This is a genomic window from Streptomyces sp. DSM 120436 (assembly GCF_055778765.1).
Genome location: NZ_JBSKBS010000001.1, coordinates 4,764,841 through 4,786,244, shown reverse-complemented (window position 1 = coordinate 4,786,244; position 21,404 = coordinate 4,764,841). Strand labels below are relative to the sequence as shown.

The 21,404-nt window shown below is 73.1% G+C and carries 20 protein-coding genes; 15 read left to right on the top strand and 5 right to left on the bottom strand.

The genetic code is table 11. From position 1 onward, the window contains the following. Positions 1-27 precede the first annotated feature (27 nt). The 6 genes from ACWH4W_RS21280 (at position 28) to ACWH4W_RS21255 (ending at position 6,173) form a co-directional block, all read left to right on the top strand. Positions 28-963, top strand: a complete 936-nt coding sequence (locus ACWH4W_RS21280; protein ID WP_473077300.1) for a carbohydrate ABC transporter permease — start codon at positions 28-30, stop codon at positions 961-963. Next, positions 963-1,871: a carbohydrate ABC transporter permease gene (locus tag ACWH4W_RS21275; RefSeq protein ID WP_473077299.1), complete on the top strand. Its 909-nt coding sequence runs from the start codon at positions 963-965 to the stop codon at positions 1,869-1,871. Before ACWH4W_RS21280 ends, ACWH4W_RS21275 begins: the two co-directional genes overlap by 1 nt. A gap of 53 nt (positions 1,872-1,924) precedes the next feature. Beyond that, on the top strand, positions 1,925-2,875 hold the full coding sequence (locus ACWH4W_RS21270; protein ID WP_473077298.1) for an SIS domain-containing protein: 951 nt from the start codon (positions 1,925-1,927) through the stop codon (positions 2,873-2,875). A gap of 39 nt (positions 2,876-2,914) precedes the next feature. Beyond that, positions 2,915-3,850 carry a 1-phosphofructokinase family hexose kinase gene (locus ACWH4W_RS21265; RefSeq protein ID WP_473077297.1) on the top strand — a complete coding sequence of 312 codons (936 nt, stop codon included), beginning with the start codon at positions 2,915-2,917 and terminating at the stop codon, positions 3,848-3,850. Then, on the top strand, positions 3,831-4,673 hold the full coding sequence (locus ACWH4W_RS21260) for a class II fructose-bisphosphate aldolase (RefSeq protein ID WP_473077296.1): 843 nt from the start codon (positions 3,831-3,833) through the stop codon (positions 4,671-4,673). Before ACWH4W_RS21265 ends, ACWH4W_RS21260 begins: the two co-directional genes overlap by 20 nt. 255 nt (positions 4,674-4,928) lie before the next feature. Then, positions 4,929-6,173: an MFS transporter gene (locus ACWH4W_RS21255; RefSeq protein WP_473077295.1), complete on the top strand. Its 1,245-nt coding sequence runs from the start codon at positions 4,929-4,931 to the stop codon at positions 6,171-6,173. Between the two features lie 120 nt (positions 6,174-6,293). On the opposite strand, the gene ACWH4W_RS21250 is transcribed toward ACWH4W_RS21255, so the two are convergent. Both ACWH4W_RS21250 and ACWH4W_RS21245 read right to left on the bottom strand, forming a co-directional pair. Further along, entirely contained in the window at positions 6,294-6,569 is a 276-nt protein-coding gene (locus ACWH4W_RS21250) for a hypothetical protein (protein ID WP_473077294.1), read from the bottom strand. A gap of 72 nt (positions 6,570-6,641) precedes the next feature. After that, positions 6,642-8,759 (bottom strand): MMPL family transporter, encoded by a 2,118-nt coding sequence (locus ACWH4W_RS21245; RefSeq protein WP_473077293.1) that lies wholly within the window; start codon positions 8,757-8,759, stop codon positions 6,642-6,644. Between the two features lie 75 nt (positions 8,760-8,834). Here ACWH4W_RS21245 and ACWH4W_RS21240 point away from each other — a divergent pair, with 75 nt between their 5' ends. Continuing rightward, positions 8,835-9,332, top strand: a complete 498-nt coding sequence (locus tag ACWH4W_RS21240) for a MarR family winged helix-turn-helix transcriptional regulator (RefSeq protein ID WP_473077292.1) — start codon at positions 8,835-8,837, stop codon at positions 9,330-9,332. 46 nt (positions 9,333-9,378) lie between these two features. Continuing rightward, positions 9,379-9,549 carry a hypothetical protein gene (locus tag ACWH4W_RS21235; RefSeq protein WP_473077291.1) on the top strand — a complete coding sequence of 57 codons (171 nt, stop codon included), beginning with the start codon at positions 9,379-9,381 and terminating at the stop codon, positions 9,547-9,549. A gap of 112 nt (positions 9,550-9,661) precedes the next feature. On the opposite strand, the gene ACWH4W_RS21230 is transcribed toward ACWH4W_RS21235, so the two are convergent. Further along, positions 9,662-10,468, bottom strand: coding sequence for an SGNH/GDSL hydrolase family protein (locus tag ACWH4W_RS21230; RefSeq protein ID WP_473077290.1), 807 nt, complete (start codon positions 10,466-10,468; stop codon positions 9,662-9,664). Then, the gene (locus ACWH4W_RS21225) at positions 10,455-11,024 is read right to left on the bottom strand and encodes a PadR family transcriptional regulator (RefSeq protein WP_473077289.1); all 570 of its coding nucleotides are present in this window, start codon (positions 11,022-11,024) and stop codon (positions 10,455-10,457) included. The genes ACWH4W_RS21230 and ACWH4W_RS21225 overlap by 14 nt, the downstream gene beginning before the upstream one ends. A 107-nt stretch (positions 11,025-11,131) precedes the next feature. On the opposite strand from ACWH4W_RS21225, the gene ACWH4W_RS21220 reads away from it, so the two are divergent. Next, on the top strand, positions 11,132-11,620 hold the full coding sequence (locus tag ACWH4W_RS21220; RefSeq protein ID WP_473077288.1) for a nuclear transport factor 2 family protein: 489 nt from the start codon (positions 11,132-11,134) through the stop codon (positions 11,618-11,620). Positions 11,621-11,915: 295 nt separating this feature from the next. Here the strand turns inward: ACWH4W_RS21220 and ACWH4W_RS21215 are convergent, their stop codons facing one another. Further along, a complete protein-coding gene (locus ACWH4W_RS21215) occupies positions 11,916-13,454 on the bottom strand; it encodes a fused MFS/spermidine synthase (protein ID WP_473077287.1) in 1,539 nt (512 codons plus the stop codon). 138 nt (positions 13,455-13,592) lie between these two features. On the opposite strand from ACWH4W_RS21215, the gene ACWH4W_RS21210 reads away from it, so the two are divergent. The 6 genes from ACWH4W_RS21210 (at position 13,593) to ACWH4W_RS21185 (ending at position 21,396) form a co-directional block, all read left to right on the top strand. Further along, a complete protein-coding gene (locus tag ACWH4W_RS21210) occupies positions 13,593-14,285 on the top strand; it encodes a 2-phosphosulfolactate phosphatase (protein ID WP_473077286.1) in 693 nt (230 codons plus the stop codon). Positions 14,286-14,428: 143 nt separating this feature from the next. Further along, positions 14,429-17,716 (top strand): GH92 family glycosyl hydrolase, encoded by a 3,288-nt coding sequence (locus ACWH4W_RS21205; protein WP_473077285.1) that lies wholly within the window; start codon positions 14,429-14,431, stop codon positions 17,714-17,716. 498 nt (positions 17,717-18,214) lie between these two features. Further along, positions 18,215-19,414 carry a hypothetical protein gene (locus ACWH4W_RS21200; RefSeq protein WP_473077284.1) on the top strand — a complete coding sequence of 400 codons (1,200 nt, stop codon included), beginning with the start codon at positions 18,215-18,217 and terminating at the stop codon, positions 19,412-19,414. A 12-nt stretch (positions 19,415-19,426) separates the two neighbouring features. Further along, positions 19,427-20,017, top strand: coding sequence for a hemerythrin domain-containing protein (locus ACWH4W_RS21195; protein ID WP_473077283.1), 591 nt, complete (start codon positions 19,427-19,429; stop codon positions 20,015-20,017). A 93-nt stretch (positions 20,018-20,110) separates the two neighbouring features. Next, positions 20,111-20,602: a DUF2243 domain-containing protein gene (locus ACWH4W_RS21190; protein WP_473077282.1), complete on the top strand. Its 492-nt coding sequence runs from the start codon at positions 20,111-20,113 to the stop codon at positions 20,600-20,602. After that, entirely contained in the window at positions 20,599-21,396 is a 798-nt protein-coding gene (locus ACWH4W_RS21185; RefSeq protein WP_473077281.1) for a cytochrome c oxidase assembly protein, read from the top strand. The genes ACWH4W_RS21190 and ACWH4W_RS21185 overlap by 4 nt, the downstream gene beginning before the upstream one ends. Positions 21,397-21,404 lie beyond the last annotated feature (8 nt).

The window sequence follows — 21,404 nt, the reverse complement described above, 5'->3', positions numbered from 1 at the left end:
GGACACCGACACACGGAAGGCACCCCCGTGTCCAGCAATGTCACCTCCGGCGGCCGCAGGCCGCCCCGCACGGGCCGGAGCGGCGCCCGCCGCTCCGGCCTCGGCCGGCTGGGGCCGCTGCCCTGGATCGGCCCCGCCGTCCTGCTCATCGTGGCCGTCGTGCTGTGGCCGGTCTACGAGATGGTCCGCACGTCGTTCCTGAAGATCAGCGTCAGCGGCTTCGTCCGGGGCTGGGCGGGCCTGGACAAGTACCGGCAGCTGTTCGACGAGCCGGACCTCGGCTCCGTGATCACCGCCACCGTCGTGTGGACCGTCGGCGTGGTCGCGCTGACGATGGTGATCTCCCTGGGACTGGCCCAGCTGTTCAACCAGCGGTTCCCCGGGCGCCGGGTGACCCGGTGGGCGCTCATCGCCCCGTGGGCGGCGTCCGTGCTGATGACCGCCATCGGCTTCAAGTGGATGCTCGACCGGACCGCCGGCGTGCTGAACACGGTGATGACCGACCTCGGCGTCATCGACTCCCCCAGGGACTGGCTGGGCGACCCGGCGACCGCCTGGCCCTGGATGATGTTCGTCGCGGTCTTCGTCTCCCTGCCGTTCACCACGTACACGCTGCTCGCCGGGTTGCAGACGGTGCCCGGCGAGGTGTACGAGGCGGCGCGCGTGGACGGGGCCGGCGTGTGGCAGACGTACCGCCGGATCACGCTGCCGCTGCTGCGGCCGGCGTTCCTGGTCGGCGTGGTCATCAACCTGATCAACGTCTTCAACTCGTTCCCCGTGATCTGGGGCATGACCCGGGGCGGCCCGGACAGCGACACGGCGACCACCACGGTGTTCATGTACCAGCTCAAGAGCTCCGACATCGGGGAGTCCGCGGCCATGTCGGTCGTCAACTTCGCCCTGGTCGTCGTGATGGTGGCGGTCTTCCTCAAGGTCAGCCGCTGGAACCAGGAGGAGGCGTGATGGCCCAGCAGACGGTCCCCGCCGCTGTCGGCGGCCCCGGGACGAAGCGCTCGCGCGGGAACGAGGCGCGCCGCCCGGTCCGTCCCCCGCGCGCGCTGCGGCCCCGCACGGTGGTCATCGCCGCCGTCGCGTGGCTGATCGCCGCCGTGTTCCTGCTGCCGTACCTGCAGATGGTGATCACCGCGCTGCGGCCCGCCTCGGAACTGCGCGACTCCGGCTACCTGCCCGACCACTTCGCCTGGTCCAACTTCATCGACGTGTGGCGGGAGTCGAACCTCGGCAGCAACCTGCGCGTCACCCTCCTCGTGGCCGGCGGCTCCACGCTGCTGGTGCTGCTCGTCGCCATTCCGGCCGCGTACTACACGGCCCGCGTCAGGTACCGCGGGCGCAAGGCGTTCCTGCTGCTCGTGCTGGTCACCCAGATGTTCCAGCCGACCTCGCTGCTGGTGGGCCTCTACCGCGAGTTCCACCAACTGGGCATGCTCAACTCGGTGTGGACCCTGGTGCTGTGCAACGCCGCGTTCAACCTGGCGTTCGCGATCTGGATCCTCACCGCCTATTTCTCCGCCATACCCGTGCAGTTGGAGGAGGCAGCGATGATCGACGGACTCGGCCGGGGCGGCGCGCTGCTCCGGGTGACGCTGCCGTTGGCCCTGCCCGGTGTGGTCACCGCGGTCATCTTCACCTTCATCGCCGCGTGGAACGAGTTCGTCATGGGACTGACCCTGTCCACCGTCCCGGAGAGCCAGCCCCTGACCGTCGGCATCAACAGCTTCATCGGCAACTACACCGTGCAGTGGAACTACCTGTTCGCCGCGTCCGTGATCGCGATCGTGCCCGTCGTGGTGCTCTTCGCCTTCATCGAGCGCCATGTGGTGTCCGGTCTGACCGCCGGCGCGGTGAAGTAACCGGCCGACCGCGCCGTGTCCCCCCTCCCCCGTTCCTGAAGGAGCACATCGCCTTGTCCGCCATCAGTTCGTCCCGCACCTCGGCCGAGATCGCCTCCCAGCCCGCCGTGTGGCGCCAGGCCGCCGCGTCCCTGCCGCGCCAGGCCGGGGCCCTGCCGAAGCGGGGCGAGCGCGTCGCCGTCGTCGGCTGCGGCACCTCCTGGTTCATGGCCCAGTCCTACGCGGTCCTGCGTGAGACCGGCGGCCACGGGGAGACCGACGCCTTCGCCGCCTCGGAGTTCCCCGCCGGCCGGCGGTACGACCGGATCCTCGCCATCACCCGGTCCGGCACCACCACCGAGGTGCTCGACCTGCTGCACCGGCTCAAGGGCACCGTGGCCACCGGGGCCGTCACCGCCGACCCGGACACCCCGGTCGTGCGGGCGGCCGACGCCGTCGCCGTCCTGGACTTCGCGGACGAGGAGTCCGTCGTCCAGACCCGGTTCGCCACCGCCAACCTGGCGCTGCTGCGCGCCCATCTGGAGTCGGAGGACGCCCTGCCCGCGGGTGTGCTGCCGCTGGAGGCGGCCGTCCGGGACGCCGAGCGGGCCGTGGACGTGACGCTCGACGGGGCCGTGCTCGGTGCGGAGCAGTTCACGTTCCTCGGCACGGGCTGGACGTGCGGGCTGGCGCTGGAGGCCGCGCTGAAGATGCGGGAGGCGGCGGGCGCCTGGACGGAGGCGTACCCGGCGATGGAGTACCGCCACGGCCCGATCAGCATCACCGGTCCCGGGCGCGTGGCGTGGGTGTTCGGCCGGCTTCCGGAGGGACTGGCCGACGACGTCGACCGGGTCGGCGGCGCCCTGGTCGCGGACTCCACCGGCGCCGCCGGGAGCCTGGACCCGCTCGCCGACCTGATCCGCGCCCAGCGCCTGGCCGTGGCCTGCGCGGAGGCACGCGGGTACGACCCGGACCGGCCCCGCAACCTCACGCGGTCCGTCGTCCTGCAGGACGGTCATGCCTGAGCCGGCGGGCGCCCGCCCCTGGGCGGAGGGCCGGCGGCCGTGATCCTCACCGTCACCCTGAACGTCGCCCTCGACGTCACCTACGGCGTCGACACCCTGCGCCCCCGCACCTCGCACCGGGTCGGGTCCGTCCACCGGCGGGCCGGGGGCAAGGGCGTCAATGTGGCCCGGGTGCTCGCCGGGCGGGGGCGTGACGTCGTCGTCACCGGGCTGGCCGGCGGTCCCACGGGCGCGCTGGTGCATGAGGACCTGCGCGCCGTGCCCGGGCTGCGGGACGAACTCGTCCCCGTGGCGGGCGACTCGCGGCAGACCGTGACCGTCGTGTCCGGTGACGACGGGGACGCCACCGTGTTCAACGAGCAGGGCCCGCGGGTGAGTCCGCGGGAATGGCGGACGTTCACCGAGCGCTTCGCGGAGCTGGTGCGCGAGGCGTCGGCGGTCACGCTCTGCGGGAGTCTGCCCCCGGGACTGCCCGAGGACGCGTACGCCCACCTGGTGCGCACCGCTGCCGGGAGGGGGGCGCCGACCGTGCTGGACACCAGTGGCGCCCCGCTGCTCGACGCGCTCGGCGCACGGCCCGACGTCGTCAAGCCCAACGCGGCCGAGCTCCTGGCCGCCACCGGGTCCGAGGACGCCGGGGCGGGCGCCGAGCGGCTGCGTGCCCTCGGCGCACGGTCCGTCGTGGTGTCCTCAGGACCCGGCGGGCTCCTGGCCGTCACACCCGACGGCCGCAGGCGGGCGGTGCCGCCCGAGCGGCTGGCCGGCAATCCCACCGGGGCGGGCGACGCCTGCGTCGCCGCGCTCGCGGCGGGGCTCGCCGACGGCGCGGGCTGGCCGGCCGTCCTGCGCGAGGCGGTGGCCCTGTCGGCCGCCGCCGTCGTCCGCCCCGTGGCCGGCGAGGTCGACGCCGCCGCCTACGAACGTCTCCGTACCACCGTGACTGTGGAGGACCTCCATGCCCCTCAGCCCCACTGACGACATCGTCGGCCCCGCCTCCCGCGCCGGCGTCGGTGTCGGGGCGTTCAACGTGGTGCAGCTCGAGCACGCCGAGGCGATCGTCGGCGGCGCGGAGGCCGCGGGCCGCCCGGTGATCCTGCAGATCAGCGAGAACACCGTCCGCTACCACGGCGGGCTCGAGCCGATCGGGCTGGCGACCCTCGCCGTCGCGCGCCGCGCGCCGGTCCCCGTCGCCGTGCACCTCGACCACGCGGAGTCCGTGGACCTCGTGCGCGAGGCCGTACGGCTGGGTTTCTCGTCGGTGATGTTCGACGCCTCCACGCTCCCCTACAAGGAGAATCTGCGGGCGACCCGTGAGGTCGCCGAGTACTGCCACGCCCGGGAGGTGTGGGTGGAGGCGGAGCTGGGAGAGGTCGGCGGGAAGGACGGGGCGCACGCGCCCGGGGTGCGGACCGATCCGGCCGAGGCGCGGGACTTCGTCGCCGCCACGGGGGTCGACGCGCTGGCCGTGGCGGTGGGCAGCTCGCACGCCATGACCACCCGGGACGCCGTGCTGGACTTCTCCCTCGTCTCGGCGCTGCGCGACGCGGTGAGCGTGCCTCTGGTGCTGCACGGCTCGTCGGGCGTGGCGGACGCGGAGCTGGCGCGGGCGGTGCGGGCCGGCATGACGAAGGTCAACGTCTCCACCCACCTGAACAAGCAGTTCACGCTGGCCGCGCGGACGTACCTGGACGCGCATCCGTCGGCCGTGGACCCGCGCAGGTACCTCGGTCCGGCGCGGGACGCCGTCGCGGAGGCGGTGGCGCGTCTGCTGGGGGTGCTCCACGGCGAGCCCGGCTGAATCGCGGTGGGTCGTCGCGCACCACGTGCCGCAGGGGTGGGGCAGGCACAGGGGCCGGGCGTTGTGACCGCCCGGTTCCCCCGTCCGTGTGGTGATCTGGCAGGCTGGTGCACGCGGCAACCACGCACGGACGACGAGGACCGGCGCCGGACCGCCCCCACCGACCAGGCACCGCTGCCACCGGACGATGACCGGTGACGCGGTGCCCGACGGTGTGCGCCCCCACCCGGCTCCTCTTCGGAAGGTCCCCTCCGCATGCCCCTGGCCCTGTTCGCCCTGTCCGTCGTCGCGTTCGGCATCGGCACGACCGAGTTCGTCACCATGGGGCTCCTCCCCCAGATCGCCGACGGTCTGGCGGTGTCCGTGCCGGCCGCGGGCAACCTCGTCTCCGCCTACGCGCTGGGCGTGGTGATCGGCGCGCCGCTGCTGACCGCGATCGGTGCGCGGGTGCCGCACAAGCGGCTGCTGCTGATGCTCACGGGCCTGTTCGTCGTCGGGAACGTGGCCTCGGCGCTCGCGCCGGACTACGGGCTGCTGTTCGCGGCGCGCGTCCTGGCGGGGCTGCCCCACGGGGCGCTGTTCGGCGTCGGCGCGGTCGTCGCCTCCAAGCTGGTCGCGTCGGACCGGGCGGCCCGTGCGGTGTCGATGATGTTCCTCGGCCTCACGGTCGCCAACATCGTCGGCGTCCCCGCCGGGACGGCACTCGGGCAGCAGTTCGGCTGGCGGTCCGCGTACGCGGCGGTGGCCGTCATCGGCGTCCTCGCCCTCGTGGCGCTGGTGCGGCTCGTCCCGCACCAGCCGCGGGGCGAGCAGGCGGGAGTCCTGCACGAACTGCGCGCGATGAAGAACAAGCAGGTGCTGCTCGGGCTGGTCACGGCGGTCGTCGGGTTCGGCGGCTTTTTCGCCATGTACAGCTACCTCGTGCCGATGCTGACCCACCTCACGGGGATCTCGGACTCCTCCACGACCGTGGTCCTCGCGCTGTTCGGCGTCGGCATGACCCTCGGCACGCTCGTCGCGGGACCGCTCACCGACCGGGCGCTGCGCCCCACCCTGTACGGCGGGTTCGCGCTGCTCGCGGTGGCGCTGGTGACGCTGCACTTCGTCATCGGGCACCTGGTGCCGGCGCTCGTCGTCATCACGATCACGGGCGGCCTGAGCTCGCTGATCACCACGCCGGTGCAGATGCTGCTGATGACCAAGGCGCAGGACGCCCCGACGATGGCGGCCGCGTCCAACCACTCCGCCTTCAACCTCGCGAACGCGGGCGGCGCCTGGCTGGGTGGCCTGGTCATCGCGGCGGGCTGGGGCTGGTCCTCGCCCACGCTGGTCGGCGCCGCCCTGGCGGTCGTCGGCCTCGCCCTCGCCGCGACGGGCGGCTACCTGGACCGGGACAGCCGCGCGTCCAAGGTCGTGCTCACCTCCACGGGCGGGGGCGCCGAACGGGTGCCGGGGCAGGAGACGCCCGCTGCCGCCTGCGGCAAGGATCCGTCCGCGTGACGCAGGAGGACCGGACGGCATCGGGCTGTCGGCCGCTGAGTCAGCGGCCGACGGCCCGACGTGCGTCCGGGGGGCAGTCGCCCGTGCGCACGCTGTGCTCCACGAGCCGGAACACCTCGGTCAGGGGCACGGTGTCCTCGTTCCGGTGACGGCCGTGCCGGCCGTGGGCGAGGAGGAGCCCTCGCCCACGCCTCCGGCGCCCGGGTCGTTCTCGTCCGCGAGCGGCACCACCAGGGCCCGCCCGCCGTTCGTCACGAAGCCGAGGGGGCGTCCGCCCGCACTCGTCAGCCACGTCTCCCCGTGCCCTGCGTCGACTCGTGCTCGCAGCGCCCGCGGAACGGCTTCCGGCGGCACCGCGCCGGCCCCGCCGCCCCCGATCATCCGTGACTCGGGCACGCCCGGGACGATCTCACGGCACGGGAAGGGGGGCGGGCAGCCGCCTGGCCGCCCGCCCCCTTCCCGGTTGTGTCACGTACGTTCGGGGGCCGTCGTGTCCGGGTTCTCCGGGGGCGTCGGGCGGGACAGCGTGCCCGGCCACCAGGCCTTCGGGCCGATGTCGATCACCAGGGCCGGGACCAGCAGGGACCGGACGACAAGGGTGTCGAGGAGGACGCCGAAGGCGACGATGAAGGCGATCTGGACCAGGAAGGCCAGGGGGATCACCATCAGCGCGGCGAAGGTCGCGGCGAGCACCACGCCGGCCGAGGTGATGACGCCGCCGGTGGTGGTCAGACCGCGCAGCACGCCCTGGCGGGTGCCGTGCGACAGGGCCTCCTCGCGGACCCGGGACATCAGGAAGATGTTGTAGTCCACGCCCAGGGCGACCAGGAACACGAAGCCGTACAGCGGGACCGACGCGTCCGTTCCGCTGAAGCCGAAGAGGTGCTGGAAGACCAGCGCGGAGACGCCGAGGGTGGCCAGGAAGTTGAGCCCCACGGTCGCCACCAGCAGCACCGGCACGATCACGGACCGCAGCAGCAGGACGAGGATCAGCAGGATCACGACGAGGACGATCGGCACGATCAGCGCGCGGTCGTCGGAGGCGGTCTGCTGGGTGTCGACCTGCTGGGCGGTGTAACCGCCGACGAGGGCGTCGGCGCCCGGGATGCCGTGCAGGTTGTCCCGCAGCCGTTCGACGGTCTGCTTCGCGGCGTCGCTGTCGGCGGCGGCCTCCAGCGTGGCGTCGACGCGCACCCGCCCGTCGACGATCTTGGGCTCCCCGCCGCCGGGCCGTCCGGAGGCGGAGACGGTGGCGGCGGAGGCCACTCCCTCGGTCTTGTTCGCGGCGGCCGTGACCTCGTCGAGCCGGTCGGCGTCGGCGAGGATGACGGCCGGGTTGCCGGATCCGCCGGGGAAGTGCTCGCCGAGTGTCTTCTGCGCGGCGACGGACGGCGCGTCGTTGACGAAGATCTCGTCGAGCGGGGTGCCCTTGGCGGACAGGGACGGGGAGAAGGCCGCGAAGACGGCCAGGACCAGTGCGGTCACCACCCACACGCGGCGCGGCTTGCGGTCGACGGTCGCGGCGACGCGGCGCCACACCCTGTGTCCTTCGACGGTGGCGTCCGACTCCTTGGGCTTGGCGGGCCAGTACGCGCTGCGGCCCAGCAGGGCGAGGGCGGCCGGCAGGAAGGTGAGCGCGGACAGCACGGAGCACACGATGCCGATGGCGCCGACCGGGCCGAGGGCGCGGTTGTTGGTGAGGTCGCTGACGAGCAGCGTCAGCAGACCGAGGGCGACGGTGGCGGCGCTGGCGGTGATGGCGCCGAAGGACCGGCGTACGGCGGCGAGCGCGGCGGCGAACCGGTCGCCCCGCACGGCGAGTTCCTCGCGGAAGCGGGCGGCGAGGAGCAGGGCGTAGTCGGTGGCCGCGCCGATCACGAGGATGGACAGGATGCCCTGCACCTGGCCGTCGACGCGCACCACGTCACGGTCGGCGAGGACGTAGACGATGGCGCAGGCCAGACCGAGCGCGAAGACGGAGCCGAGGATGATGACGAAGGGCAGCAGGACACTGCGGTAGACCAGCAGGAGGATCACCAGCACGGCGGCGAGGGCCACTCCGAGCAGCAGACCGTCGATGCCGGCGAACGCGTCGGACAGGTCCACCTGGCTGGCCGCGGGGCCCGCCACCTCGGCCGTGGTGCCGTCGACGGCGCCCGCGGCCTCGCGCACCTCGTCGACGACGTCGGCCAGCCCATCACCGAGGTCGGGCTCCACCTGCACCACGGACTGCAGGGCCTTGCCGTCCTCGGAGGGGAAGGCGGGCGAGGGCTCGCCGACGACGCCGGGCTCACCGGCGAGCCCGGCGACCGCGCGGGTGGCGGCCGAGCGCTGGGCGTCGGTGATCCGTTCGCCGTCCGCGGTCCACACGACGATCGCGGGCAGCGTCTCCTGCTGGTCGAACGCCTCGCGCTCGTCGAGCACCTGTGTGGACTCGGCGCTCTGGGGCAGGAAGGAGGCCTGGTCGTTGGTGGCCACCTCGCCCAGTTTGCCCGCGTAGGGGCCGAGCATTCCGCCCACGCCGAGCCAGACGATCAACAGAGCGAGCGGTACGAGCCACCGGGCCCGCCGTGGTGCGGTTGTCATGTGGGTTCCTATGACGCGAGAGATTATGTCGACGGTCGATTATGTCAATCATCGAGTGATCCTATACTGGCCGCTATGAGCGGCTCACAAACCCCAGCGCCTCCTCCGCCCGAGGAGTGCCCGACCGGGCTGCAGTCATTCGCGGTGCAACTGCGCCGGATGACCGGCGAGTTCAACCGCATCGTCCAGGAGTTCGCTCAGGCGCACGGTCTGCACCACACCGACATGCTCGCCCTGATAGCGATCCTCGACGGCGGCGGACCCGACGCACCCATGACACCCGGCCGTCTGCGCAAACAGCTCAACCTCACCTCCGGCGCGATGACAGCATGCCTGGACCGCCTGGAGCGGGCGGGGCACATCCGGCGTGTCCGGGCGGTCGACGACCGCCGTGTGGTGCATCTGGAGTACGCGGACCGGGCCAAGAGCCTGGCGCGGGAGTACTTCCAGCCGCTCGCGCGCAGCACCGACACGGCGCGCGGGCGTTTCACGACCGAGGAACTGCGCGTGGTCGTCCGCTTCCTCGCCGAGCTGAACCACGAGCTCGCGCTGCTGCGCAGACGCACGGACTGATCCACCGAGCGGCGGACGGCCGGGTCAGCGCACGAGAAGGGGAGTCGTGGCTCACCCGCTGATGGGCGAGAGCCGGGTGGGGTCGATGAGCGGGACGACGCCACGGGCGCCACAGGAAGGCGGGCACACCTTCACGCTCCCCACCCGCGGTCTGCACCACTACCTGCGTACGGCCGCCGAGGGCGCCACGCACCCCCGCTCGGGGCGCCCGACGTGATCACGAGGGACCGGCACCGGTGGTTCTGGCCGGCCCGCGGCACCCGTTCACGAGGGGGCCGGTCGGCACGGCCGAATCCGCCGCGAGCGCATGAGGTCCCGTGTGCCGCCGGTCAGCCGTCCGTCACAGGGCGGCGGTCGTCCAGTACCGGGTGGAGGAGCGGGCGCTTGGCCGTGCGGCCGTCACCGGACGAGCGGCCCCGCAGGCGGCGGAGCAGCCACGGCCCCAGGAAGCCTGCCAGCCAGCGGAGTTCGGTGCCGACGGCGCGCAAACCGGTGGGCAGGGCCTGCGGCGGGAGGGGGCGGGTCCAGGCGTCGTCGCCGCCGGGCAGCCGTAGGGCGTGGGCGAGGGCGGCGGCGATGCGCTCGTGGCCCAGGGGGCCGGCGTGGAGGCGGTCGGGGCTCCACAGCCGGGGGTCGCCCGCGACCGGATGGAGGGCCGCTTCCGCGACGACGACTCCGTGCCGGCGTGCGGTGCGGCGTATGCCCTCGTTGAGGGCCGTGACGCGCGGGATCAGGGGCCGTGCGACGGGACAGAGGCGGGAGAGGTCCGGGACGGTGAGCGTGGCGACCCGGGCGCCCTGCTCCGTGAGCGCCCCGAACATGGCGTCCAGGTGAGCGCAGACCTCGTCGGCGTCGAAGCGGGGTCTCAGCAGGTCGTTGACGCCTGCGACGACGGTGGCGAGGTCGGGCCGCAGCGCGAGGGCGGGGGGCAGCTGCTCGGTGTGGATCTGGGCGGCGAGGCGGCCCCGCACCGCCAGGTTGGCGTACTGGAGGGCGGGCTCGTGCCGGGCCAGGTGCTCGGCGAGGCGGTCGGCGAAGCCGCGCAGACCGGTGACGTCGTCGCCGTCGCCGACGCCCTCGGTCTGGCTGTCGCCGAGAGCGACGTAGCGGAGGTAGGTCGCCTCAGTTCCGGGCACGGCTGTGCCGTCTCTCTTCCAGGACGGCAACGGTCCGCAGGCACCAGTCGCGGTTCTCCTGCTCGAAGGCCACGCCGCGCAGACAGGTCAGGTAGGGACCGATGCGGTCGCCGTGGCGGAGGAAGTCCTCCTCGCTGCGGTCGCCGCGCAGACGCCGGAGCAGCGCCTCGAACAGCTCGATACGGGCGCGGGCGATCTCGGCGCGTTCGGCGAGCTGGCCGACGAGGGTGGCGGTGTCGACGCTGTCGGCCGCCTGGACCTTGACCATGAGGTCGTCGCGGACGAAGGCGGGCTTGGCGGAGGCGGCGGTGAAGGCTTCCAGCTCGGCGAGTCCTGCGTCGGTGACGTGGAACAGCCGCTTGTTGGGGCGGCTCTCCTGCACCACCTCCCGGCCCGCGACGAGGCCCTGCCGCTCCAGCCGGGTGAGCTCGGCGTACAGCTGCTGCGGCTGGGCGTACCAGAAGTTGGCCACGCCGACGTCGAACGCCTTGGCCAGCTGATAGCCGCTGAGCTCGCCGTCGAGCAGCGCCGCCAGCACGGCGTGCCTGAGTGCCATGCGATCCCTTCCGCCTGCGGCTGCCTTGCCTCTGTCATCTCGCGGACCGCCCATGATAGTCATTCTTCTGACTATTCATACCCATGACTACCTGAGGTGGTGGCGCCGTGGACACCGCGGACCGTTTCCGTGCAGCCGTCGACGCTCGCGATCCGGCTGCGCTGGAGGAGCTGTTCACCGACGACATCCGCCTGTACAGCCCCGTGAAATTCACGCCGTTCGAGGGCAGGGCGACGGTCATGGGGCTCTTCGGCGTCCTGCTGCGGACCTTCGAGGACTTCCGGTACGTCGGTGAGTGCACGGGTGCGGCGCAGACCAGCGCGGAGGGGATGACGTCGCCGTCGGCCGTGCTGGTCTTCCGGGCGACCGTGGGCGGAAAGGAGATCCACGGGATCGATCTGCTGCACTTCGACGAGGACGGGTCGATCAAGGAGTTCACCGTGATGGTGCGGCCTCGCTCCGCGGTGGAGGCACTGGGGGAGGCCGTGCTGAGGGGGTTGGTGGCGGAAGGGCTCGCCCAGCGACCGGGCCCGGGCAGCGCGCCGGAGTCGGGTTCGTCGTGGCCGGTCGCGCAGTTCCCCGCGCCCCCGGACTGACGCCTACCGGCGGGTTCTGCGGGCGTGGGGCTGCAGTTCGAGACGCGTCGGTCCGACTCTCCGTGGGTCGACACCGTGTGGACGTGCACCAGCGAGCGTGTCACCAGCATGACGTCCGTCGCCGGGGCGCGGCTGGGGCTGGTTCTCCGGCAGCAGGACGGGACGGCGTACGCGGCGGTCACGGGACCCGGGCCGGGTCGGCGCCCGTGCCGCCTCCACAGGCCCGCTGAGCTGTGGCGTCCACGCTGGGGGGAGGCGGGGGCGGCCGTCTTGGACGGAAACGGCACGCGGGCGGTCAGCGGCGGCTCCGCGTGGCATGGGGCTGGAGGAGCTGGTCGACGGGGGCGTAGTCGTCGGTGAGGACGGGGGCGCCGGCGGTCCAGGTGGTGAGGGCCTCGCCCGTGGCGGTCCTCCAGCCGGTGCGGCGGGCGTCGAGCGCCTTCTGGACGGCGGCCAGGTCGACGGGGCGGTCGGAGGCGACGGCCACGAGATTGCCGCCCGCGGGTGCGCCGGTGCGGGCGAGGCCGATGTCGACGGGTTCGCCGAGGAGGGCGACGTGGTCGAACACCTCGCGGAGCGTGGCCAGTTCGGCCTTCGCGAAGGCCTGCTCGCCGTGGTCGATGAGATTGACGACGTAGAGGCCGTCCCGGGCGAGGACGCGCCGCACCTCCGTCAGTGCCTCGACCGTGGTGAGGTGCCACGGGACGCTGACGCCTCCGAAGGCGTCGCCGACGACGAGGTCGAGTGCGTCGGTGTCCCGACGCTTCAGCCCCAGTCTGCCGTCCTCGGTGCGGACGTCGACGCCGGGCTGCGGACGCAGACCGAGCCGCTCGCGGTCGATCCGTACGACGCCGTCGTCGATCTCGGACACCGCACTGCGCGTCCCGGGGCGGGTGGCCGCGAGGTAGCGGGGCAGGGTGAGGCCGCCGCCGCCCAGGTGGTGAGCGGTGAGGGGCCTGCCCTCGGGGAAGGCGGCGTCGGCCACCGACGCGACGGCCTTGACGTAGGTGAACTCCAGGTGGGTCGGGTCGTCGGCGTCGACGTAGGAGTGCCGCACGCCGTCCAGCACGAGCGTGCGGCCGCCGTCGCGGGCGGGGTCGGCGACGACCTCGGCGCAGTGGTACCGCGTCTCGACGTCGCAGCCGCCCGGCGCGACGGAGGCGGTCAGGCCGCCCGCCGCCAGGGCGAGGGCGAGGGCGGGCGCGGCGCCGCTCCGGGCGCGCAGCCGCCAGGTGACCAGCACCGACGCGATCACCAGCAGGGCGCCGAGACCGAACAGGATGCCGCTGACCGGCAGTCTCGACAGGAGCACGAAGCCGGTGAGGACGGTGCCGACGATGGAGCCCACGGTGCCGACGCCCGACAGCCGGCCGACGACCGTGCCGGTCTCGGCGAGGCGGGTGAGCCGCACCTTGGTCACCAGTGGCGTCACCGCGGACAGCAGCGCGCCCGGCACCAGGATGGTCAGTGCCGCGACGAGGATCAGCAGCGGGCGCGCCCACTCCGCGATGCCGCGCAGCACGGCCGGGGTGAGGGCCACGACCGCGCCCGAGACGCCGAGCGCGGGGCCGATGAGCCGCAGCGGGTCGATCTGGTCGGCGACGCGCCCGCCCAGCCACGAGCCGAGCGCGATCGCCGTGAGGGCGATGCCGATCACCAGGGTGCTGGTCTCGAGGGTGAGGCCCAGGTACGGGGCCAGCAGGCGCAGGGCGACGATCTCGACGACCAGCACCGCGGCCGAGGCCCCGAACACCAGGACGGCGGCGAGGCGGGACCCCAGACCGGGGCGGTCGGCAGTGCCCTCGGCGACGGGCGGGGAAGACAATCCGGTCACACACGGCATCCTTGCACGCGGGCGGTCATCCCCGTGCCGTCTTCCGTTCCGCCGCCCCCGAATCGCCGGTCCACCCGCGTCCGGGGACGGCGTGAAAAGTCGCGTGCCCCGGCACCCGCGGTGTCCCATCATGTCCGGATGGAGTCTCGCTTCCTCGGCATCGCCGAGTTGACGGACGTACCGGACGTGGCCGTGGTGGTGGACGTCATGCGGGCGTACACGGTGGCCGCCTGGGCGTTCGCCCGGGGCGCCGAACGGGTCGTCCTCGCCGAGTCGTTGCAGGACGCGCTGGCGCTCAAGGCGCGGCATCCCGACTGGCTGACCCTCAAGGACGGGCCGCCCGCACCCGGATTCGACCTGGTCAACTCCCCTGCCCTGCTGCGCGGGACGCACCTCGCCGGGCGCACCGTCGTCCAGAAGACCACGGCGGGCACCGTCGGCGCCCTCGCCGTCAAGGACGCCTCCCTGGTGCTGTGCGCGAGCTTCGTGGTGGCGGGGGCGACGGCCGGGCTGTTGCGGGAGCGCGCCTGCGAGCGCGTCACGTTCGTGGTCACCGGAGGGGGCGGTCGCGCCGAGGAGGATCTGGCGTGCGCCGAGTACATCGCGCGGAGGGCCGGCGGGGGCACCGTGGACGCCGGCCCGTACCTGCGGCGCGCCGGCGCGTCGCGTTCCGCCGCCGAGTTGAGGCAGGGGGTGCGCGAGGGCTCCACCCCCGAAGACGTCGTGCTCTGCCTGGAGTCGGACCGGTTCCCGTTCGCGATGGTGGCGGGTGCGGAGGACTCGCTCATGGTGCTCCGGCGGGCCGCCCCGGCGGACCCGCCCCCGGCCTGACCGCCGCCACCGGACCGGCGCGCCCTCCCGCCGCGCTGCTGAACAGCCGCTTGCGTCACGGGTATTGACAACGATGTCAGCACCGTGATCTAGTCCGCTTCCGCCGGCCAGGCACGACAGGCGAGGAACAGGAGACCGCTTCCATGCACCCACCCCTGCGCAGATGGCGCCACCGCGCCTCGACGGTCCTCGCCGCCCTCGCCGTCCTCGGGGCCGGTCTGGCGCCCGCGCCGGCCCTCGCCCTGCCGTCGACGTCGTCCGACGGGCAACTGACCTCCCTGGTCAACCCGTTCATCGGCACCCAGAACTTCGGCAACACCTTCCCCGGAGCCAGCGCGCCCTTCGGGATGGTGCAGGTGAGCCCGGACACCGGCGGGCAGGGCGGTTACGACTACCAGCAGGACAGGATCCACGGGTTCAGCCAGACCCACCTCTCCGGCGTCGGCTGCTCCGTCATGGGCGAGCTGCCGCTGATGCCGACCACCGGTGCGGTCGACACCGTGGATCCCGACGCGTACCGCTCGACCTACTCGCACGACGACGAGAGGGCCGAACCCGGTTACTACCGCGTCGGGTTGAAGACGTACGGCATCGACGCCGAGCTGACGGCCACCCCGCGCACCGGGTGGCAGCGCTACACCTTCCCCGCCACCGGCCGGGCCAACGTGCTGTTCAACACCGGCAAGGCCAACCAGCGGGTGTACGGCTCGGAGGTGCACGTCGTCGGGGACCGGACGGTCGAGGGCCGGATCGAGGCGGGCGACTTCTGCGCGGGCAAGGACCGGCACACGGTCTACTTCACCGCCACCTTCGACCGGCCGTTCGTCTCGCACGGCACCTGGCGGGGCTCCACTCCCCGTCCGGGCGGACGGGACGCGGCCGGTGAGGGCGGCAACGGCGCCTGGGTGACGTTCGACGCCGAGGACGACCGGGACGTCGTCGTCAAGGTCGGCCTGTCGTACACGGGCCTCGAGGGCGCCCGGAAGAACCTGGAGGCGGAGACGGCGGATTCCTACGACTTCGACGCCACGCGGGAAGCGCTGCGGGCCACCTGGGAACGGCAGCTCGCCGCGGTGAAGGTCGGGGGCGGGCCGGAGGAACGGCGGCGCGCCTTCTACACGGCGCTCTATCACGCGCAGTTGCACCCGAACCTCGCCGGGGACGTCGACGGCCGGTACGCGGGCTTCGACGGGAAGGTGCACACGGCGTCCGGGTTCACGCCGTACCAGAACCTGTCGTTGTGGGACACCCACCGGCCGCAGAACCAGCTGCTGCAGATGCTGGAGCCGAGGGTGGCGCGGGACGTGGCGCTGTCGGTCGTCGCGACCGGGCGGGACGGCGGCTGGCTGCCGCGCTGGTCGCTCGCCAACAGCGAGACCAACATCATGACGGGCGACCCGGTGACCCCCTTCCTCGTCGAGGCGTGGTCCAAGGGGCTGCTCGCCGGGCACGAGCAGGAGGCGTACGCGCTGCTGCGGAAGAACGCGCTGCGGACGCCGCCGGACGGCTCGCCCTACAACGGGCGTGCGGGCATCGCCGCCTACCTGGAGCGCGGGTACGTGCCCAGCGGGCTCGAGCCGGGGAAGGACTGCCCGGACAAGGGCGGTGACAACGACTGCCGTCACCCGGCGTCGGCGACCCTGGAGTACGCGGCGGCGGACGCGTCGCTGGCGCTGATGGCCGAGGGGCTGGGCCGCACGGCGGACGCCCGGATGTTCGCGGCGCGCGGGCAGTGGTACCGGAACCTGTGGGACTCCTCCCTCCAGCACTTCCGGCCCCGCACCACCGAGGGCACGTGGGTGACGCCGTACGACCCGGTCGAGGCGGGGCACCAGTTCCACGAGGGCGGCGCCTACCAGTACCAGTGGCTGGTGCCTCAGGACCCGGCCGGGCTGGTGGAGCTGATGGGCGGCAGGAAGAGGACCGAGCAGCGGCTCGACGCCTTCTTCGCCTACGACAAGCTGCTGGAGGACCCCGCCGGGACCGCCCGCCACGACTGGATCTCGGCGCCGTACGACTACTACGGCAAGCCGACCTACAACCCGAACAACGAGCCCGACCTGCACGCGCCGTACATGTATCTGTGGGCGGGCGCGCCGGCGAAGACGGCGACCGTGATCCGCGCGGCGATGACCCTGTTCACCGACGGGCCGGACGGCATGACCGGCAACGACGACCTGGGCACCATGTCGGCCTGGTACGTCTTCTCGTCCCTGGGCCTGTACCCGACGACGAACGGCGGCGGCTTCCTCGCCGTGTCGTCCCCGCAGTTCCCGTCGGCGGAGATCCGCATCGGCGCGTACGGGAAGCGGCAGGGCGGCACGCTGACCGTGGAGGCGCCGGGCGCGAGCGACACGCGGCGGTACGTGGAGCGGGCGGAGTTCGGCGGGAAGGACCTGCGCGCCACCTGGCTGGACTGGGACGCGGTCGCCGAAGGCGGGCGGCTCGCCTTCGAGATGAGTGACAAGCCGTCGGCGTGGGGCACCGGCAGGGGCGCCGAGCCGCCGTCCGTGAACCGGGCGGCCGCCGACTCCCGCCGCCGCCTCGACGCCTCGCTGCGCACGTCCGCCGACGTGGTGCCGACGTCGGACGACGCCCAGGACGTGCGGCTGCGGATGGACGTGCTGGGCCAGGCGCCCGGCGCGCTGCGGGTGGAGGTCGGGGCCGAGGCGCCCCGCGGGTGGGCGGTGAGGACGTCCGGACCGTTCACCCTGGCGTCGCACCGGCTGCCGGTGCAGCGGACCGCGACGGTGGACGTGCGCGTGCCGGCCGGGACCGCGCCGGGCACGTACACCGTGCGGATCACGGCGGGCGCCGGCGGGGTGCAGAAGGTGGAGCGGGTCGCCACCGTCGAGGTGCGTGAGGCCGCGCGCTGTGCCGGGGCGGCCGGTGAGCGGTGCGCCGTCCACCTCGGCCGGGAGCTGAACCACGACGGGACCGCGACCGTCGCCGCGCCCGACGAGGGCGACTTCGACGGCGCGGGGTGGAGCTACGACGGGGACCTGCTGCCCGGCGCGGGGCCGGTGGTGTGGGACGGCGTGACCTACGACGCCCCGGACCCGTCCGGCACGGCCGCCAACTTCGTCGAGGCGCGCGGCCAGTCCCTCCTGCTGCCTGCCGGTTCGTACGGCACGCTGCGGCTGGTCGGCGCGTCCCACCACGGGCCGGTGACGACCGGCCTCACCGTCCGCTACACCGACGGCACCACCGCCGAGCTGCCGGTCACCGTCGGCGACTGGGCGGGATCCGCGCCCACGGGCGGCTCCGTGGCGCTGGAGATGCCGCACCGGATCAAACGGGGGCAGGGCGTGGACGGCCCGCCGGTCCGTCTGCTCGCCGCGTCCGTGGCCCTCGACGCGTCGAAGACGGTGCGCTCGCTCGGTCTGCGGAACGATCCCCGGGTGCAGCTCTACGCCCTCACGCTCGGGTAGCCCCCGCCCGAGGCCGGGCGTCCGTGTCACCGGTGACACGGACGCCCGGCGGGTCCCGCCCCGCCCGGTGCGCGCGGTGGCGCGGTGCACGAACCGAGGCGTCGCGGCCCGCGGGGCCTGAGCCGCGCGGGGCAGTGGATCGAAGCGGCCGCCGATGGGCGTCACAAGCAGGACGGACGCGGTCTTCGGTACCCATGAACCTCGTACGGCCGCCGCTCCCTCCGCGGAAGCCCCCGCTTCATGGTGCGGTCATGGCAGGGCGATGCCGCACCTGGAAAGCACCGCCCGGTCCGGGCCGAAACACGCGGTCATTCTGCACAGCGTCCCCGCTTCGGCCATCCGCATGCGGCATCCGGGGCACGTCCGCACCCGACGGGCGTGTGGCGTGGCGGGCGCGCCCGGTCGCGCTCAGCATGAGGAGGTGCCCTGCCGGACCCCGGGCGCCCCGCCCGGTGCGAGGCCGTCCGTGCGTCCGGCCCCTCGACGAGGAGCGTGCCCATGACCTTCAACCCCCTGGAGCAGCGCGGCATCCCGCTGGACCGTCAGCTGCGCAGCTGGCGTGAGCTGAACGTGGAGCCGATCGACCCTGACCGCTGCGACCCGTACACCCGGTGCCGGATCATCACGATGAACGGGATCGAGGTGGAGGCGATCCTGTTCAGCCACCAGCTCGCCCGCCACACCGTCGACCCGGAGATCAAGCGGCAGCTGGCCCAGACCCGGTACATCGAGGCGCAGCAGCAGAAGGCGGTGAACTGGCTGCTCCCGGGTGTCTCCTCGGTGCTGGAGACGACCATCGCGTACGAGCAGGTGGCCGTGGACCTGACCGCCTGGGTGGCGCGGATGGAGCCGGACCCGTATCTGCAGCAGGCCTACCAGTTCGGTGTGCTGGAGGACTTCGACCACCTGTACCGGTACGCGAACCTGTACGAGATGATCGAGCACCGCAAGGCGGAGTCGATCGTCGACAACCTGACCGAGGTCATGCCGGGCCGGCCCACGCGGTACCACCACCGCGACCCGGTCGACAACGTCCGCGACCCGTACGCCAGGGACCAGGCCGACCCGCTGTCGAAGCTGCACGCGCTGACGATCATGTCGACGGAGCAGCAGACGATGAACTTCTACATGAACACCGGCCCCACCTACATGGAGCCGATCGCCCGTCAGCTCTACCAGGAGATCGGGCTGATCGAGGAGGAGCACGTCACCCACTACGAGTCCCTGGTGGACCCGGGCGAGACGTGGTGGGAACAGCTCGTCAACCACGAGTACAACGAGTGCTACCTGTACCACTCGTTCATGGAGCAGGAGAGCGACCCCAAGGTCAAGGCGATCTGGGAGCTGCACCTGAACATGGAGCTGGAGCACCTGCGCATCGCCTGCGACCTGATGCGCCGCCACGACGGCCGCGAACCGCAGGAGATCCTGGCGCCGGAGCTGCCCAACGTGATCACCTTCGAGCCGAACAAGGCCTACATCCGGGAGCTGTTGGACACCCAGATGGACCTGACCACCCTCGGCGCGGGCTACGTCCGCGAGGCGCACGAGCGGTTCGAGAAGATGCAGGAGGGCATCCACGGCGGGGAGAACCCGCCGAGCGACCGGGTGATGCACGAGCACGACGACATGTTCGGCCGTGAGTACCGCGTGCAGACCGAGGGCGAGCACCCCGACCCCGCCCAGCGCGAGAAGTAGGGAGGGGACCGCATGTCCGACTTGCAGACTCCGCAGGCCGGGGACGACCGTTCCCAGGACGACGACGTCGTCTCCCTGCTGATGCGCCAGCACGGCGACATCCGCAACCTGTTCGACGAGGTCGAGGCCACCAGCGGCGAGGAACGGCGGGACGCCTTCCGGCGGCTGGTGCGGCTGCTGGCCGTGCACGAGACCGCCGAAGAAGAGGTCATCCACCCCTTCGTCCGGCGGTCGGTCGACGGCGGCCGACAGATCGTCGAGGACCGGCTCGCCGAGGAGCGGGAGGCCAAGGAGATGCTGGCCGCCCTGGACGAGATGGACCCCGACGGCCCCGACTTCCTGCCGCAGCTCATCGCGTTGCGGCGGGACGTGCAGATGCACGCCCGGGCGGAGGAACGCTACGAGTTCACCCACATCCGGCGCAGCACCGACGTCACCGGCCTCGCCGCCATGGCCAAGGCCATCAAGGCCGCCGAGGCGATGGCTCCCACCCGGCCCCACCCGGGTGTCGAGTCCGGCGCGAAGAACATGGCGCTGGGTCCGGTGGCCGCCCTCATGGACCGCACCAAGGACACCGTGCGCAAGGCGATGGGCGGGAGCTGAACCCCACGGCGGGCGCCGGCCGGCCGGGCTGGCCGGCGCCGCGCGGGGTAGACGGCGAGCGGCAGCCGATCGTTCGGAAGGACGGATTGCACCGTGAGCACCCCTGACCCGTGGCCCGACGCGGCCACCGCACGACGTACCGAGCCCCGACGATCGCTGCTGGTGTGCGCGGTCATCGGGGCCGCCGTCATGGCGGCCGTGGACGAGATCGTCTTCCATCAGATCCTGCACTGGCACCACTTCTACGACCGCTCCACGTCGGATGTGGCTCTGATGTCGGACGGACTGCTGCACACGGCCTCACTGCTGGCGCTCGTCGCCGGGTTCTTCCTCTTCGCGGATCTGCGGCGGCGCCGGGCGCTGGCGCCGGGGCACGCGTGGAGCGGGGCCTTCCTGGGCGCGGGCGCCTTCCAGCTGTTCGACGGGATCGTGGACCACAAGGTGCTGCGCGTGCACCAGGTCCGTTACGGCGTCGACGTCACTCCGTACGACTGGGCGTGGAACCTGGCGGGGCTGCTGCTGTTGCTCGTCGGAGGCTTCCTGCTGGTGCGTGCCCGGCGGGCAGGGAGGCGGCGGCCGTCGTGACGGCCGGTCCGCTCGCGGCGCCCCTGGCGCTCGCCTGTGTGCTCGCAGCCGTCGTGTACGCGATGGGCGCCGCCCGGCTGCGGCGGCGCGGTGACGCCTGGCCGTGGCGGCGGGACTGCGTCTTCGCCGTCGGTTGTGCGGCCGTGGTGTGGGGGCTGACGGGTCCGGTGCCGGGCGGGCCGTTCACCGGGCACGTCGGCCGTCATCTGCTGGTGGCCATGGCGGGGCCCGCACTGCTGGTGGTCGGCCGTCCGCTCACTCTGCTCCTGCGACTGCTGCCGCCCGGCGTACCGCGCCGGGGTCTGCTGCGGGCGGCACACTCCCCCGCCGCCGGGTGGCTGATGTTCCCCCCGGTCGCCGCGGCCGTCGACCTCGGCGGGCTGTGGCTGCTGTACCGCACGGACCTGTGGGCGGTCGCCCACCGGCACCCTCTCCTGGGCGGTCTGCTGGAGCTGCACATGCTGCTGGCCGGTCTGCTCCTCGCGATGGCCGTCTGCCGGCTCGACCCGGTGCGCGGGCGGTGCGGTCTGCGGCTGCGGGCGGTGACGCTGCTGGCGGCGGGGGCGGCGCACGCCGTGCTCGCCAAGAGTCTGTACGTCGCCGGGCCGCCGGGGACCGCGTTCGCGGCGGCCGATCTGGAGGCGGGGGCGCAGCTCATGTATTACGGCGGGGACGCCGTGGAGGTGTTCCTCGCGCTGGTCGTCGCCGTGCAGTGGTACGCGGCGACCGGACGGCGCCGGGCGCGGCAGGCGGCCCGGACGGCGCGTGGAGGCGTCCCCGCGGGTGCGCGCTGACTCGGGCC

Bases quoted from the DNA above. Each gene is read 5' to 3' on its own strand.
- ACWH4W_RS21275 (WP_473077299.1), top strand. From the start codon at position 963: ATGGCCCAGCAGACGGTCCCCGCCGCTGTCGGCGGCCCCGGGACGAAG.
- ACWH4W_RS21260 (WP_473077296.1), top strand. From the start codon at position 3,831: ATGCCCCTCAGCCCCACTGACGACATCGTCGGCCCCGCCTCCCGCGCC.
- ACWH4W_RS21255 (WP_473077295.1), top strand. From the start codon at position 4,929: ATGCCCCTGGCCCTGTTCGCCCTGTCCGTCGTCGCGTTCGGCATCGGC.
- ACWH4W_RS21245 (WP_473077293.1), bottom strand. From the start codon at position 8,759: ATGACAACCGCACCACGGCGGGCCCGGTGGCTCGTACCGCTCGCTCTG.
- ACWH4W_RS21240 (WP_473077292.1), top strand. From the start codon at position 8,835: ATGAGCGGCTCACAAACCCCAGCGCCTCCTCCGCCCGAGGAGTGCCCG.
- ACWH4W_RS21225 (WP_473077289.1), bottom strand. From the start codon at position 11,024: ATGGCACTCAGGCACGCCGTGCTGGCGGCGCTGCTCGACGGCGAGCTC.
- ACWH4W_RS21210 (WP_473077286.1), top strand. From the start codon at position 13,593: ATGGAGTCTCGCTTCCTCGGCATCGCCGAGTTGACGGACGTACCGGAC.
- ACWH4W_RS21205 (WP_473077285.1), top strand. From the start codon at position 14,429: ATGCACCCACCCCTGCGCAGATGGCGCCACCGCGCCTCGACGGTCCTC.
- ACWH4W_RS21200 (WP_473077284.1), top strand. From the start codon at position 18,215: ATGACCTTCAACCCCCTGGAGCAGCGCGGCATCCCGCTGGACCGTCAG.
- ACWH4W_RS21195 (WP_473077283.1), top strand. From the start codon at position 19,427: ATGTCCGACTTGCAGACTCCGCAGGCCGGGGACGACCGTTCCCAGGAC.